General features: G+C 57.7%; 11 protein-coding genes. All 11 read right to left on the reverse strand.

The window, feature by feature from the left end:
• Positions 1 to 1,790, reverse strand: a 1,790-nt coding sequence (locus KBY72_RS12335; protein ID WP_254993717.1) for an acyltransferase family protein, incomplete at its 3' end; no start/stop codon positions are given.
• A gap of 994 nt (positions 1,791 to 2,784) precedes the next feature.
• The gene (locus KBY72_RS12340; protein WP_254960233.1) at positions 2,785 to 3,471 is read right to left on the reverse strand and encodes a class I SAM-dependent methyltransferase; all 687 of its coding nucleotides are present in this window, start codon (positions 3,469 to 3,471) and stop codon (positions 2,785 to 2,787) included.
• Entirely contained in the window at positions 3,464 to 4,255 is a 792-nt protein-coding gene (locus KBY72_RS12345) for a glycosyltransferase family 2 protein (RefSeq protein ID WP_254960231.1), read from the reverse strand. Before KBY72_RS12345 ends, KBY72_RS12340 begins: the two co-directional genes overlap by 8 nt.
• Before the next feature lie 6 nt (positions 4,256 to 4,261).
• On the reverse strand, positions 4,262 to 5,500 hold the full coding sequence (locus tag KBY72_RS12350) for a glycosyltransferase (protein ID WP_254960230.1): 1,239 nt from the start codon (positions 5,498 to 5,500) through the stop codon (positions 4,262 to 4,264).
• Positions 5,493 to 6,875, reverse strand: coding sequence for a hypothetical protein (locus KBY72_RS12355; RefSeq protein ID WP_254960229.1), 1,383 nt, complete (start codon positions 6,873 to 6,875; stop codon positions 5,493 to 5,495). The genes KBY72_RS12350 and KBY72_RS12355 overlap by 8 nt, the downstream gene beginning before the upstream one ends.
• Complete coding sequence (locus KBY72_RS12360) at positions 6,872 to 8,044, reverse strand: glycosyltransferase (RefSeq protein WP_254960227.1); 1,173 nt, start codon at positions 8,042 to 8,044, stop codon at positions 6,872 to 6,874. Before KBY72_RS12360 ends, KBY72_RS12355 begins: the two co-directional genes overlap by 4 nt.
• On the reverse strand, positions 8,041 to 9,852 hold the full coding sequence (gene asnB / locus KBY72_RS12365) for an asparagine synthase (glutamine-hydrolyzing) (RefSeq protein ID WP_254960226.1): 1,812 nt from the start codon (positions 9,850 to 9,852) through the stop codon (positions 8,041 to 8,043). The genes KBY72_RS12360 and asnB overlap by 4 nt, the downstream gene beginning before the upstream one ends.
• A 3-nt stretch (positions 9,853 to 9,855) precedes the next feature.
• Positions 9,856 to 10,701: an FkbM family methyltransferase gene (locus KBY72_RS12370; protein ID WP_254960224.1), complete on the reverse strand. Its 846-nt coding sequence runs from the start codon at positions 10,699 to 10,701 to the stop codon at positions 9,856 to 9,858.
• Complete coding sequence (locus tag KBY72_RS12375) at positions 10,691 to 11,671, reverse strand: hypothetical protein (protein WP_254960222.1); 981 nt, start codon at positions 11,669 to 11,671, stop codon at positions 10,691 to 10,693. The genes KBY72_RS12370 and KBY72_RS12375 overlap by 11 nt, the downstream gene beginning before the upstream one ends.
• Positions 11,658 to 12,800, reverse strand: coding sequence for a glycosyltransferase family 4 protein (locus tag KBY72_RS12380; protein ID WP_254960219.1), 1,143 nt, complete (start codon positions 12,798 to 12,800; stop codon positions 11,658 to 11,660). The genes KBY72_RS12375 and KBY72_RS12380 overlap by 14 nt, the downstream gene beginning before the upstream one ends.
• Position 12,801: 1 nt before the next feature.
• A complete protein-coding gene (locus KBY72_RS12385; protein WP_315859555.1) occupies positions 12,802 to 13,740 on the reverse strand; it encodes a class I SAM-dependent methyltransferase in 939 nt (312 codons plus the stop codon).
• Positions 13,741 to 14,126: the final 386 nt, after the last annotated feature.

The raw sequence follows: 14,126 nt of genomic DNA on the forward strand, positions 1-14,126 counted from the left end.
GTGTCTGGGATGGCTTTTTGAGGCCGAAACCATTCTTCTTTGCAAATCGTTATTGGCTGAGTATGGTCAGGGCGACTAGAGAAGAATGGCAACGATTTAAAAACTATTAGGCTTGCATGTTTGTTTTTCAGAGACCTTGCAAGCCTATTTAGCTGCATATCAAGTGAAGCAAAAGCTTTGGGGTAATCTTCTTGTGTTAAACCTTTTAGGTAACCAGGAAAATTTGAGACAATCACAACGTAGTCGCCTGAACTGACCAAAGAAAAAACCTTTGAAATCACAAATCTGTAATGTTCATCACAAAGCTTATACCTTTCAAGCTTATGGCGATCATTCGCCCATGGCTTGAAGTAGGGAGAAGGGCAGCCACCTCTCGAGACAAAAGAAACATTATACTTTCCCTGAGCAACCAACTGACTCCCTATTGCCGTAATTGCGTCTGCATGGCTATCGCCTAAAAAGAATATAGTTGGTCTCCTCGCAAAAGGCTTATACAAGCAATCACTAAATCGCGAACTATTGCTAATCGGAGAGGTGGGCTCACGAAAGCAGTTAACTGTGTTGATTCGCGTTCCACTTATTTGCCTATCAGTTACAGGTGTAAAATTAATATCTGGTCGACCAGCAAATATTCTTCCTTGCAAGGCCCCCTGTAGAATAAAAGCTCCGGCAGCCGCAAAAACTGATAAAGAAGGATAGGCAACTAGAGGATTGTAAATAAGAAGCCTAGAAGGGTTAGCGGCTCTGAAATATGACTCTACTCGATAAGATAAAAGGGTAAAAATGGTAATCAAAATCAAAATAGGAACCAATGACCATACGCCAACCCCGATCGTCCATCGAGCAGTCACGATAACTGGCCAATGCCATAAGTAGAGAGAGTAGGATTTATTTCCAATAGCTTGTGCTACTGGATTTGCAAGAAGCTTGAAAGTAGAGCTTGAATTTTGGACATTGCCAATCAGCAATAAAGTAAATGCAACACAAAGCAATGTGGGGACAATCTTAATCGTATCTGGAGCAAAGAACGTGAAAATCAACAGAGGCAGCATAAATGGCAAAGCTTTCGAGGGAAGTTTTAATGAATAATCAAGGCTTGATTTACTTATGTCTTTCCCGGCAGCCAAATATGATCCTGCCGCTAGTTCCCATAGCCGAGCAGTAGGCAAAAAGAATGCTGAATCAATATCACCTTTGAGGGAAAAAGCTAAATAAACAATAAGCGAAACAGTGCCCAAGACCAAGATTGACCAGCGTAATGACGGCTTAAAACATATGCTGCTAAGCGAAAGTCTTGAGCATCCAGCTATGATTATTGGCCAGACAAGATAGAATTGCTCTTCAACCCCAAGCGACCATGTATGCAGAAATGGATTAAACTGAGAATTAACAGCAAAGTAGTCTGTTGCTTGGCGGAGCAAATAGATATTTGAGACGCCAAAGAGAGAGGCTATTCCAGTTCTATTCGATGCCTGGAAGATACTTTCTGAAGGGCTAACAAAAACATTAAATACTATAATAGTTATTACAAAAGTTAGCAAGAGAGCTGGTTGCAGCCTGCGAAAGCGACGCTGATAAAAACCTACCAAAAATATCCGCAAATCTTCGTTGAGCCGATTTATCAGTGAGGCTGTGACAACATAGCCTGAAATTACGAAGAAAACATCAACTCCTAGATATCCCCCTGGAAGTATTTTGTGATTAAGATGATTAATGAGTACCGCGAGGACGGCGACTGCGCGCAGGCCATCTATTTCTGGCCGATAGATTGCAGTTTTGCTGTTCGACATCGAGCTTATTGGCTAACAAAGGATGGATAAAATTCTTTTGAGATTTGAGGACTTTATAGACTTTTATCCAAGTTCAATAAATATATTGATCATGATCTGAAGTGACAAAGTATTTGATAGCTGGATTCAGTGGGCCTACCGCTGGTGGGCAGTCGGAAGGAGTGCGTAGCATATGCCCATAGAAAACCTTTAACCGAGCTATTTTGCATGTGCTCAATCGGCATGGTCTGCTTGAAATTGTATAAGCCCGATGGATGCCCTGCTAAATCTCAGCCTAAACGCATAAGTAAGCTCTGAATAACCTAATCGCAGGGGGCTTTATCTGACTAGACTGCTTACCACGAAGTGTTATTAATTTTGTGGGCAAACATAACAAGAGCCTCGCAAGCCTAGCGATTCTTTTGTTTCTATTATTTTTTTGATTTCTGGCGTCACCTTGACTGTACCAACACGAGGGCTTCTTGTATGCCTCTCATGGCCTCCCCCCGCCTAATGATCCATTTAAAATTAAAGCTTTTTAAATTACCACTCTTTAGTTTTAGACTGCAGCCTGGGGTCGATTCGATTCACATTCAAGTGCGCCCCACTTCTCGATATTTATTTATGCGTTGAAAAGCGTATTAGACCTTAAGCTCTTCGGAGCTTTTCTGCTTGGGATGGGTTGCCCTTTCTTGCTGGGCGAAAGGCAGCGGCAACGTAACGTTGCACCACAAGCTCTGCTTAGTTGCCATCGACAATCGCCGCTGACTGCACAAAAGCCGCGGGGGGCGATTCAAGCATTTCTGCTAATGCCAATCGTGACTGGGCCGAAGCTCTTTCCAGCGATCGTGGTTGTTGTGGGTTATGGGAGCGAGGTTATCGCGTCAGGCAAGTGCTGACACACCAAGAGGAGCCAGGGGCACGAAAAGCGCAGGCCGGATTTGTTCCGCCACTTTGATAAAGGTGGCCTTAGACACTCAGAAGCGGGGTGCCAGGGTGCTCATAGGGTGAGGGGTTAGGAGAAGTGAGGCCCTGGTGGATCACCCAGGGGCTTACGCGCAGCGATCAGCATCGACTTCCAAAGCCAGGGCCAGCGACCAGCACCACGGAAGGCCACCGTCTGGAAGCCGGCCTCTTGCAGCAGGGCTGTGAGAGTGCGGCGGCTCCAGAACTTGATGTGACCGCCGTCCCAGAGGGCGGTGAAGTGGGCGTCGAGCTTGCCGCTGAGGGCCAGGGCGCAGTTCTTTAGGTAGCCGTGATAAGGCGTGGAGCAGATCACCACGCCGCCGGGCTTGAGGGCTGCATAGGCCGCTGCCGCCCATTGGCGCGGGCTGTACACATGTTCCACGACCTCGGTGCTCACAATTGCATCAAAGGCGGGCAGCTGCAGCTGCGCCATCGCAGCCGTATCGGCAGTGGCTTGATGGAAAGTGATGGATGGCAAGCGCCGGCGGGCTTGGGCGATGCCGCTGGCGCTGGGGTCAATGCCGATGGCGTCATAGCCCCAGCTAAGAAGCTCCTCTGCAAGCGCACCATTGCCGCAGCCCAGATCAAGCACTGCTGGCAATTGAGCCGGAGACGCTTGCCGAGCGGACGGGGGCACAAATTCGCGCAGCAGCTGTTGAAGCGGTGCCAGCAAGTAGGCCTCGGTGTGGGGCGTCTGCTCGCTCCAGCCGTAGTCGGGCAGAAGGGGGTCAGCCACCACGGCGGGCCTCCCAGAGCATCAGGCTGAGTAAGGTTTCCACATACAGGCGCTGGAAGGCGTAGAACCAGCCGCGCCAGCCGTCGAGCAGGCCGCGGTGCCAGATCAGGCAGAGGCCCAGCACTGCAAAGGGGGCGATCACGTGGCGCTTGCGCAGGCGGTCGCCGCGGGAGAGCTGGTGGTGGGGGGTGGTGAGCAGCTTGTGGGTTTCCTGCTGCAGGTACCGCTGCTGGCTGGACAGCCAGCGGCTGAGGGGTTTGCGGTCGTCGTGAAGGATGGGCTGGTGCATCACCAGGGTGCGGCTACTTGGCAGGAAACGATGGGCATGGCCATCGTTTAGGTAGTGGCCGCCATCGGGGCGGATCAGGTTGAAGCGGGGCGGCAACAGGGTGCCCCGCAGCGGTTTGCCTTGCACGCAATAGCGGAAGGGGGTGAGCACGGCCGTCACCTCGGCTGGTGCGGCGGCCACCACCTCTGCCAGCTCTGCTTGGAAGGCTGGGGTGATTAGGTGGTCGGCATCGAGGCTGAGGCACCAGGGGGTGCGGATCAACTGCAGGCCGAAGTTGCACTGCTCGGCGAAGGAATCAAAGGCCCGCTGCACTACCTCCACCTGGGGGTACTGAGACAGCAGCTCGAGGGTGGCATCGGTGCTGAAGCTGTCGACCACCACGATGCGGCGGGCCCAACGCAGGCCGGCGAGGGTGCGGCTGATGTTGGCCTCCTCGTTGTAGGTGAGGATCAACGGGGTGACCAGATCGAGAGGCGCGGCCGCAGGCTCAGGCATCGGGGATCAGGAATCAGGGATCAGCAGGGCTGGATACACGGCGCGCAGGTGCTGGCGGAAGCGGCGGCGGGCCTCGGTGGCATCGGCATGGGCGGCGATCCAGGCCAGGGCGCCGGCGCTGAGCCGCTGGCGTTGAGGGGCATCACCGCAGATTTGGGAAATGGCCGCGGCCATGGCTGCCGCTGCGTGGGGCACCAGGGTGCCGGTTTGCCCGGGGATCACAAAGTCTTCCGGGCCGCCGCAGCGGGTGCTCACCACCGGCACACCGCAGGCCATGGCCTCAAGTGCGGCAATGCAGAGGCCCTCCTGGTGGGAGGGGATCACAAACAGATCCCAGCGCTGGATCACCCGGGCCAGCTCGGCGGGCTGCAGATAGGGGTGGCAGCGCACGTGAGCCAGCAGGCCGCGGGCGGCCAGCGCCTGGGAGATCAACGGGTGGCCAGCGCGTTCACCGGTGAGCTCCAGCTGCACCGGGTGGCCCTGGCGCACCAGCAGGGCCAGGGCATCGAGCAAGAGGGGTAGCTGTTTGCGGGGATCGCTGTAGCGGCCGGAAAAGCCGATGCGCCAGGGCACCCGCGCCGCGGGGTCGGGGTGGAAGAGCTCGGGATCGGGGGGCAGATAGAGCACCCCCGCCACGGGGCGGCCGGAGAGCTGCTCGAGCTCCTGGGCGGTGCGGCGGCTGATGGTGAGCAAGTGCCCCTGCTGGGACTGGAGCACGCGGCGTTCCTGGCGGCGCAGCACCGGGCTGTTCACGGCGGCATCAAGCAGGCGCCGGTGGGCGGGAAACTGGCGCACCCGATCGACCCGATCGCCATGCCAAGGGGTGCCGATCCAGGCCAGAAACGGCACCCCGGATGCCAGAAAACGATGGGCGCAGAGGGGATTGCCGGTAACGGCGATGTGCAGGTCTGCCGCAAGGATCAGTTGGCGCCAGTGGCGATGGGGTTGGTAGTGGGTGAATTCCAGCTCCGGCAGCCAGCTGCCGATCCCCACGCCCGGCACCCCTGGCCACAGCTCCTGGCGTTGCAGCCCAGGCCGCTGCCCTTGCAGCAGGGCAGACCCCAGGCGGCGCAAGGGGATGGAGAGGCGGGGCGAGACGCTCCAGGGCTCATACCAGGCGATGGTGGGGGCGATGCCCAGGGCCTGGAGCTCCTGCACAAGCCAGCGCAACTTGGCTGGAACGCCGCCGCTGGTGGGCTGGATGGTGCTGATCAGGGCCCGTGGCCCAGGGCCCTGATCAACCATCCGCAGGGGCGGCCAGCAGGCTAGGTACGGCAAACACCGAGCCAAAGCAGATGCCGCACAGGATCAACACGAAGGGATCGCCATACACCCCGGCCGCCGCCGAAAAGAAGGGCAGGTTGGAGAGGGCAAACGCCAGCAGGCCGATCTCAAACACGCTGGTCGAGAGGGGCAGGTAACGCATCAGCCGCAGCGCATGGCGAATGGCAGCAAACAAGCCCGAACCCAGCAGCAACAGCAACAGGATGCCGGGCACACCCAGCTCTGCCGTGACCTTGCCGAGGCCACTTTCACTTACATACGCGAAGCCTGAGCCGCTGACTGATGCCACGCCGGCATTGCCGGTTTGGGCAAGGGTGCCAACGCCAACACCGATGCCGTTGGAGATCTCCAGGCCGCGGAGAAAGGCACTGAGGCCAAGGGCGTTGAAGCGCTCCCAGATATCACCCGGAGCGGTGGCGGCACGGTCGACATATTCCCCAAAATCATCCCCAAGGAACTCACTGGGATCGAGCAGAAACGCCAGGGAGGCCAGGCCCGCAGCCGAGATGGCCACACCAAAGAGCTGCTGGCGGCTGCGGGTGGAGCCGTAACGGGCCAGCAACCAGAAAAACAGGCCAGCAAACACAACCACCTGCACGATCGCCTTGCGGCGGCCGGTGAGCAGGCTGATCAGCGCCAAGACGGCTGAAAGCGAGAGCCAGCCAGTGAGCTGGCGGCCGCCTGAGCCGGAGAGGGCAAACACCATGGCCAGACAGGCACCAAAGCTGAGATGGATGGCGGCGATGTCGGTGGTGCGCCAGAGCCCAATGGCACCGGTGGTGAAGAAGCCGTAGCGGAAATGGATCAGCTGTCCGCCGCCGACGGCATCAAACAAGGGTGTTTCCGTGCCGAGATAGTCGAGCAGGGCTGTGAAACCAAACACTGCCACGCCAAAGAGATACAGCTGCAGCAGCTGGCGCAAAAAGGGTTGGAAACGCCCCAGCTGGAAGCCCACCCAGAGGCCGATCAGCGGGGAAAAATAGAAACCAACGCCAATTAGGGTGCGGGTGGGCCCACCCCAGCGAGCCAAGGCATGCAATGCCTGCAGGGCGATCAGCATCACAAAGACCGGCAGCCAACGTTGCAGGGCCGGCGTAGCCGGAAACATCAGGGGCAACTCAAAGCGCCCCTGGCGGCGCTGCCAGAGCACAAAGGCACTGGCGGCAAAGGCCACCAGGGCCAGGCCCACATACAAGCCGGGCTGGCCAGGGGTGAGTTTGCGAATCGGGTCTTGCGCAAAGCCGATCACCACGGTGAGCAGCAGACCGAGGCGCCAGTCGCCACTAAGCAGCGCTAGGGCCAGCACAGCGAAGAGCAGAAGCAGGAGCAGGGTCACCGCAGCACCGAGGCGTAGGCCTGTTGGAGCTGGGCGGCAATGGCCGGCCAGCTGTAGGTGGAGATCGCAAGGCTACGGGCGGCGGCCCGCATCTCCGGCGGCGGCCCGGCGAGGGCGGCCTCGAGGACGGCCGAGAGGGCCTGGGGCTCGGCGGAGGTGATCAGCCCGGCCCCCGCGCTGGCAATGGAAACAGCCACGGCCACGTCCGGGCTGAGGATCGGCGGGGTACCGGCGGCAAGGGCCTCAATGGCGGCGATGCCGAAGTTTTCCGAGGCCGAGGGGAGCACAAACCAATCGGCTTGGCGCAAGGCCTGCCACTTGGCTTCCCCCTCCAGGAAGCCGAGCCAGTGGCAACGGTGGCCGATGCCGGCGCGGGCAACCTGCTGCCGGAGGCGCTGCAGATAGGCGGGTTCGCCAGCGCCGGCAATACGCAGCTGCCAGGGGGCCTGGGGCAGGCGCTTCTGCAGCAGGGCCAGGGCATCGATCAAGCGCTCCAGTTGTTTTTTGGGGTGGATGCGGGAGAGAAAGAGAAAGGTGGGGCCGCTCTGAGCTGCGCCTGACTCAAGCGGCGACGGGCTCAGGGTGGACAAATCTGGCAGCTGAACGCCGAGGGGCAGCACCCAGGTGCATGGGGGAAGAGCGAGGGCCGCCGCCTGGTCGCGCTCGGCGGTGCTGGTGAAGTGCAGCGCTGCCGCGTTGGCGAGGTTGCGGTGTTCAACCAATCGCCACAGCAGCTGCTTCCGGCCGGCGCTCTGGCTGAGGCTCCACTGGTTGAGCTGGCCGATGGTTCGCAGCACGTAGGGCACGCGCGCCATGCGCGCCTGCGCCATCGCGGTGGTGGAGGGGCAGGAGAAGAGCGCATGCACATGCAGGAGCTGGTAGTGCCGCAGGTGCACGGCGAGCCAGCGGTTTAGCCCCGGGCTGATGGCGAATTCACGCAGGGGCCGCAGGGGCGGGCTCCAGCGCCCAAAGGCGAGCACGGGCACGCCAGCGCGCTCAAACCAGCAGCCAAGGGGCATGGATCGATCGATACCGTTGCCGTGGTCGTTGGTGGTGAGGATCGAAGCCTCCACTCCCTGCTGGCGCAGGGCCGCCACCATGGCCAACACTGCGGCGGAGGGCCCTCCGCGCAGGGGGCTGATCGATGGGATCACGTGCAGAACCTTCACGGCAGCTCGAGATCCAGGTGGGTGTGCAACCAGTGGCGCAGCACGAGCAGGCTCCAGCGCCGGGCCCAGGGGCTGAGATCGATGCCGTTCGGAGTGCTCGGCATGGGCAGGGTTGCCCCGGGGCGCATGGGTGAATCAGGCTGCTCGAACCAGTTCTGAAAGGGAAGCGCGAAACCGCGCTTGGCCTCCAGGAGCAGGCGTTCGAGGATTTCGGGCACGGCCTGCTGGAGCAGCTGTTTGCCGCTGGCCAGGCGCTGGGCCGCCGGGATCGGGGCGAGCTCGGCGAGCAACTGGGCATCCACCAGCGGCAAGCGCAGCTCGAAGCCGTGGGCCATGGAGAACACATCGCTGTCGCGCAGGAGCTGCTGGCCCATGTAGCGAGTGCTCTCCAGCCAGGCGATCTCATCGGCCAAGGAAGGAAAGGCGGCGGTGCTGGCTTCCACAGCCGGATCGACAGGCTCGAGCTGCCAGTGCCGCAGCAGCTGCCGCACTTCGCGGGGGGCGAAAAGGCCGCGCTGGCAACGAAACGCTGCAGCAGCCGTGGCCGGGCCGGCCAGAAAGGCCGCCAGGCGCTGGGAGCGATGGGAACGGCGCTGGGCTAGCAGCTGGGCCAGAGGAAGACGCAGAACCCCGATTCGACGATGCCAGCCCAGCAGGCGAGGGATGCGGCTGAAGCTCGGGTAGCCGCCAAAAAGCTCATCGCCGCCGAGGCCGCTGAGCACCACCTTGAGGCCCTGCTGGCGGGCCAGGGCAGACACGCAATAGGTGTTGAAGCCATCGACCGTGGGCTGATCGATGGCGGCCAGGAAGCCCGGCAGCAGCTCAGCCGCCTTGTGGGCATCGAGCTGCAGGGGGATGTGATTGGCGCCGAACTGGGAGGCGAGCGAAGCAGCCCGGGCTGATTCGTCGTGGCTGGCCTGGGGAAAGCCGATCGTGAGGGTGGTGAGGCCGCGAGGAGCCAGGGCGAGCACGGCGGCCGAATCCAGCCCCCCGGAGAGAAACAGGCCGAGGGGAACATCGCTGAGCAGGTGCTCTTGCACCGAACGCTCGAGGGCCTGGCGGCAGCGCTCGATGGCCTCTTCCGGATTTATCGATTCAGGCTGCGAGAAGGGTGGCTCCCAGAAGCGCTCCAGGGTGAGGGTGCCCTGATCCCAGATGGCGCAGTGGCCCGGCGGCAGGCTCTGCACGCCAGCCACCAGGGTTTGCGGCTCCGGCACGCTGCCGGCCGCAAGGAAGGCGGCAAGGGCAGTGCTGTTGAGGCGGCGCTCCACCAGGCCAGTGGCCAGCAGGGCCCGCAGCTCCGAAGCAAAAAGCAGCTCACCACGACTGCCCTGCCAGAGGTAAAGCGGCTTGATGCCGTAGGGGTCGCGGGCAAGGAGGGCTGTGCGCTCCTGGCGATCCCAGAGGCAGAAGGCATACATGCCGCGCAGGCGTGGCAGGGCAGCACGGCCCTGGCGGGCGAGTAGGGCCAGCAGCACTTCGGTGTCGCTGCTGGAGCGAAAGCTGTGGCCCTGGGCTTCAAGCTCACGGCGCAGGTTGTGCTGGTTGTAGATCTCGCCGTTGAACACCAGCACATAACGGCCGCAGGCCGAGTGCATCGGCTGATGGCCGGCGGCAGAGAGATCCTGAATTGCCAGGCGCTGGTGGAGCAGTAGGGCAGCAGGGCCGGTGGCGGCTTCCTCATGCCAATGGCCGGCATCATCAGGCCCGCGGTGCTTTAAGGCTGCGGCCAGTTGGCCCGCCAACTGATCGGTGCTTGAGTTGGATTTAAGAGCAAAAGTCTGGATCTGACCGGCGATGCCACACATCGGTTAGCTATCCCCTGCCTTGCCTGGCAAGGCAATAAGATTACCCTCAAAAGCATTTGCTTCGATCCAATCAGAAGCAGGCACTAGCTTGCTAGAGGATTGAATTTGGAAAAGGTTGTAATTGCCAATTGCCAAATTTTGCTTGATTGCTGGAATTGTGCTGGTTTGGGCTTCAATCAATAGGGCGTCGATGCGCTGCTCTGCTAATAGAGCCTGCGCGCCAGCGAGAGCCTGCGGCTCATAGCCCTCCATATCCAACTTCCAAAGCCGAATGCGTTCAATCTTCTTCTCTTTTGCAAAGTTATCAAGGGTGGTCATATCAATGAGCTCCTCGTCAAGCTGTTGATTTATGTACCAGTCTTGCCGGAGCGTCGACTTACCGCCGGCAAGGCGGATTTTTAGTTGCTGCTTATCAGCTCCAAGTGCCAGTGGAACAATCTCAACGGCCCACTCGGGATAGCGATGCAGACAGCTCTGGAGCCATTGCATTTCGTTGCTGACGGGCTCGAAGGCGAATGTTTGGACCCCAGGCAGGTGAGAGAGGCTCACTACGTATTGGCCGATATTTGCACCACTATCAATAAAAACTCCACCGCCCTTATGGCTCAGCCAATTACTGAGCCAGTTCTTCTGCTGCTGGCCTTCACAATCTCCATAAACAAGCCAGCGATGGGTGACCTCATCAAGATCCAACGTCCAGGTGTAGCCATTGGCGCATTCCACCGTTGCTTTGCCGTGGGCGGCGAGCGTCTTCCCGTAAAGCTTTTCAAGCAAGCCAAGCTTTCGGGGAAGAGGGGAATTGCGCAAAAAGCGCAGGCTTGAGGGAAGAAAAATAGGATCAGGATTCATATGCTAGTTTATAAATATGGCCTGCACAGGCGCTAGCCGAGAATTGGTGATGCCATGTTCGGCAGGATTGCCATACAGCATCTGGATTAGCGAAGCGACGAGAGCAACTTGTGATATCTTCAGGAGTAAGATGATGGATGGGTTGATCAGGTGTGCCGTGGGCAATAATTGGAACAACACCATGAGCACAGTAGGCCGCAAATACACCTGATTTGGAGAATTGATCCGGCTCTGAATAGAAGAAGCCAAATCGACTGGAGAGCAAATGATTCTGAATTTCTTCTACAGGCAGCAGGCCAAGAGCGCTCACTTCAGTAGCAATCTTATCAGGCAATTGCATCAGCTCACCAATGTCAATCACGCTCACATTCGCTCCAAACAGGCGCCGATAGCCACCCTGGGAGGCTACGAGAGCATGAGCATGCCGGCGCTTCCCAGGGGATCCGAAGACAACCACTTGTAAGGGCCTGTTCTCTGGCTTAGGTGCATCCTGGCTTTCGCCCATGTTGGAGCAGGTGGGCAGAAAGGAAAGGCGATGCGCTCCGCACAGAACTTTCAGCCAACGGGATCCGGTTTCCTGATTTTGCACCGAACTGGAACTAGCGGCTGCCAGGAGAACGCAATAGCAGCGTTGGAGCATTGCCGCAAGTTTTCTTTTCCATTGCCGCCCATTTGAAAATGGAAGCTCATGGAAATAGGTGATGACCCTGCAGTCATTCAGCCTCCAACGCAAAACCTGAAGCAGCAGAGGCCAGCTGAGGCCAAGGCGGCTATAAGCTAGAGGAGTGAATTCAAGCAGGATAGGGATGCTGCGCTCAACCGATAGATGAGTCTGCATGTGCTCGATTTGGACAGCCGCTCCGATTCGCTCCAACTCTGTTTTGATGACGCTGGCATGATCCGCGAGGCCGCAAGTAGCAGTTTGCGATCTGGGGATGATGATCAGCACGTGATGATCATTGGTGCGCAAGGAGCGCTTGCTGAAACGCGTGGATGGTGTGTCTGTAATGCCAGCGGTCTGCAACGCACCTACATGCTGAACTACGCGTTTTAAGCTCCTCTTCATCATGGACGAGCTTTGAGAGCTCTTCAGCCAAGCTGCCGGCATCGCCATTCGCAATGACGCTGACGCATCGGGATTGATCGAGCATTTCGGCAGCCGCTCCGACCCCCTCTGCCGCGATCACCGGCACCCCGCAGGCGAGGGACTCGGTGACGGACACGCCCCACGGTTCGTCCGGAGCGGGATGGACGAACACATCGGCGCGCCCATACCAATCTGGCAACTGCGAGTACGACACGTAGCCAGGTAGATGAATGCAACGATCCAAAGGTTCACAGGCGTCATGGACCTCATCGCGGAGGGGGCCATCACCCACGAGAACCAGCCGAGCACGCGGCACCCGCTGGTGAAGCTGCTTGAAGGCTTCCAACAAGGTGAGGGGATCCTCGCGTGGGCTCCATTTCATGATGCCCAGCACCACAAAGGCATCCTCGGGCCAACCTTGCGCTGCCAGGAACTGGGACCGGTTATGGCGAGACTGGCTGGAGTGCACTGCGAACCAATCATTGTCCACAGCGTAGGCAAATCGATAACTGGGGCGGTTGCTGCCGGAGAGGCTGCGCAGATAGGCCAATGCCTGTTCGCCCACAGGATGCCAGGTATGAAAGAGCCGCTGAATCGGCCCAACTCCAAGGCGCCGCAACTTGCCGCGCAGGCCGTGAAACGTGGTGTGGGTCAGAGTGTTGTCGGAACGGAGACCGATGCGCTGGCCGAGTAGGCGGAGGAACACCGCCAAGAGCAACTGGCAGCGGGGAAAGTAGCCACAAATTACCACGAGAACAGGTTTCTGGCAGTGAATCTCGCGTGCCAGTTGCCAGATGGCCAAAGGGTTGGTGTTGCGGAGGGTGCGCTGGGGGTAACGATTGACTGCGAGATGATCCCAGCTCGGGGCAAAGCCAAGTTCCGGATCAATTGTTTCGCCCTGACAATGGGGCGTGGTGTAAACAACCGTAAGCGGGAAACAACCCTGGCGGTGGATTAGTGAGTATAGAGGCGCATCAAACTGCGTTTCGCGATTCTGAACAATAAGCAACATACTATTGGAAGCGACCCATCACCGTTAAAGAATGGTCGCAATGAGCAGTCATCACGGGAAACCCCCTTCTGGATATTACCCCTTTAAATCCAAGAGATCTTGAGGCAGAAAGAACCAAGTACATAATAATATATTTGATTGACTGCAACAGAAATTGGACACCATCCAACGCCCCTGGACTCCCCCATCTGTAAAGCCTGGAAAAAATTACTTGACCATTCAGCTTTCCAGCAATATAGGAAAAAGTAGCGGGAACCAGAAAGCTGATGTGCTCAGGAAACGATGCATACCAATAACGGGAACCCGCACATCTTGCAAGACCGAATGACATATCTCCGGTCAAGGTTATTATGATGCCCCCAGGCGCCAAAAGATCTTTAGCACACCTAAAGAAGCTCATTGGGTCAATAATATGCTCAACAGTGTCTACCGACACAATGCAATCCCACTGCCCGCATTTTAGGTCGCCAATATGAGCGCCAACCACATTAATACCTCTCTGATTTGCTACTTTTGCTGAAGCCCTTGAAGGTTCAATTCCACTCTTGACCCAATCAGATCCCCATTGCTGAAGCATTGCCCCATTACTACAGCCCACTTCTAAGACTCGTCGCCCAATTGAGTGTGTTAAAGCCGTCACTTCGCACAGTCGAGCCAATCTCATCAGCCTCATATCGTTCGAAGGCTCACTGCTTGAGCTCGGAGCCCCCGAAGCCCTGTCTGTGGACCTTGAATAAAGGTCTAAAAGCTCGTTATCGCTTAGACATGGAGGCTTGAAGATGTAGAAGCAATTTGAACACTCGAAGAGGCTATAGGGTTCTCTTGCTCGATCAACCTGAATTCCGGCAATCTTATCAAATACATGATAGCCATACCCTCCCCAAGCCAAAATCTGGTGGCTTTGATGATTGCATACAGGGCATTTAGATAAGAGCGTCATATGTTTTTACAGCAAGCTAAACCTTAAGAGGCAGGGCAGGGCAGGGCAAGCTTCTAATCCAGGAAGTAGCACCGGGTTCTCTTGGATTCAAAGACTCGATTACCTGGCATTTCGATGTCATTAGACCCCGATTTGAGAACGGGTGGCCTGGTGCTGTGATTGCATGGCTTGATCCCAAATATGCGGCAAAAGCAGAAAAAGACGAAGATCCAGAGCCTAGAATTAACCAGGATCTTGAAAGTGCCAATAGGTCTACGACTGGATTCTTGCTTTTATACAAAAAAGTATTTTCCTCACCCAATAGAGATTCAAGCTGAGAAGCTGAACCGTCCGAGAAAATGTAGGCTGGAAAATTCTCTCCAGTTGCTTCTCGCGTGAGCCGTAGG

The organism is Cyanobium sp. BA5m-21 (assembly GCF_024346235.1).
GTDB classification, from domain to species: Bacteria; Cyanobacteriota; Cyanobacteriia; order PCC-6307; family Cyanobiaceae; genus Cyanobium_A; species Cyanobium_A usitatum.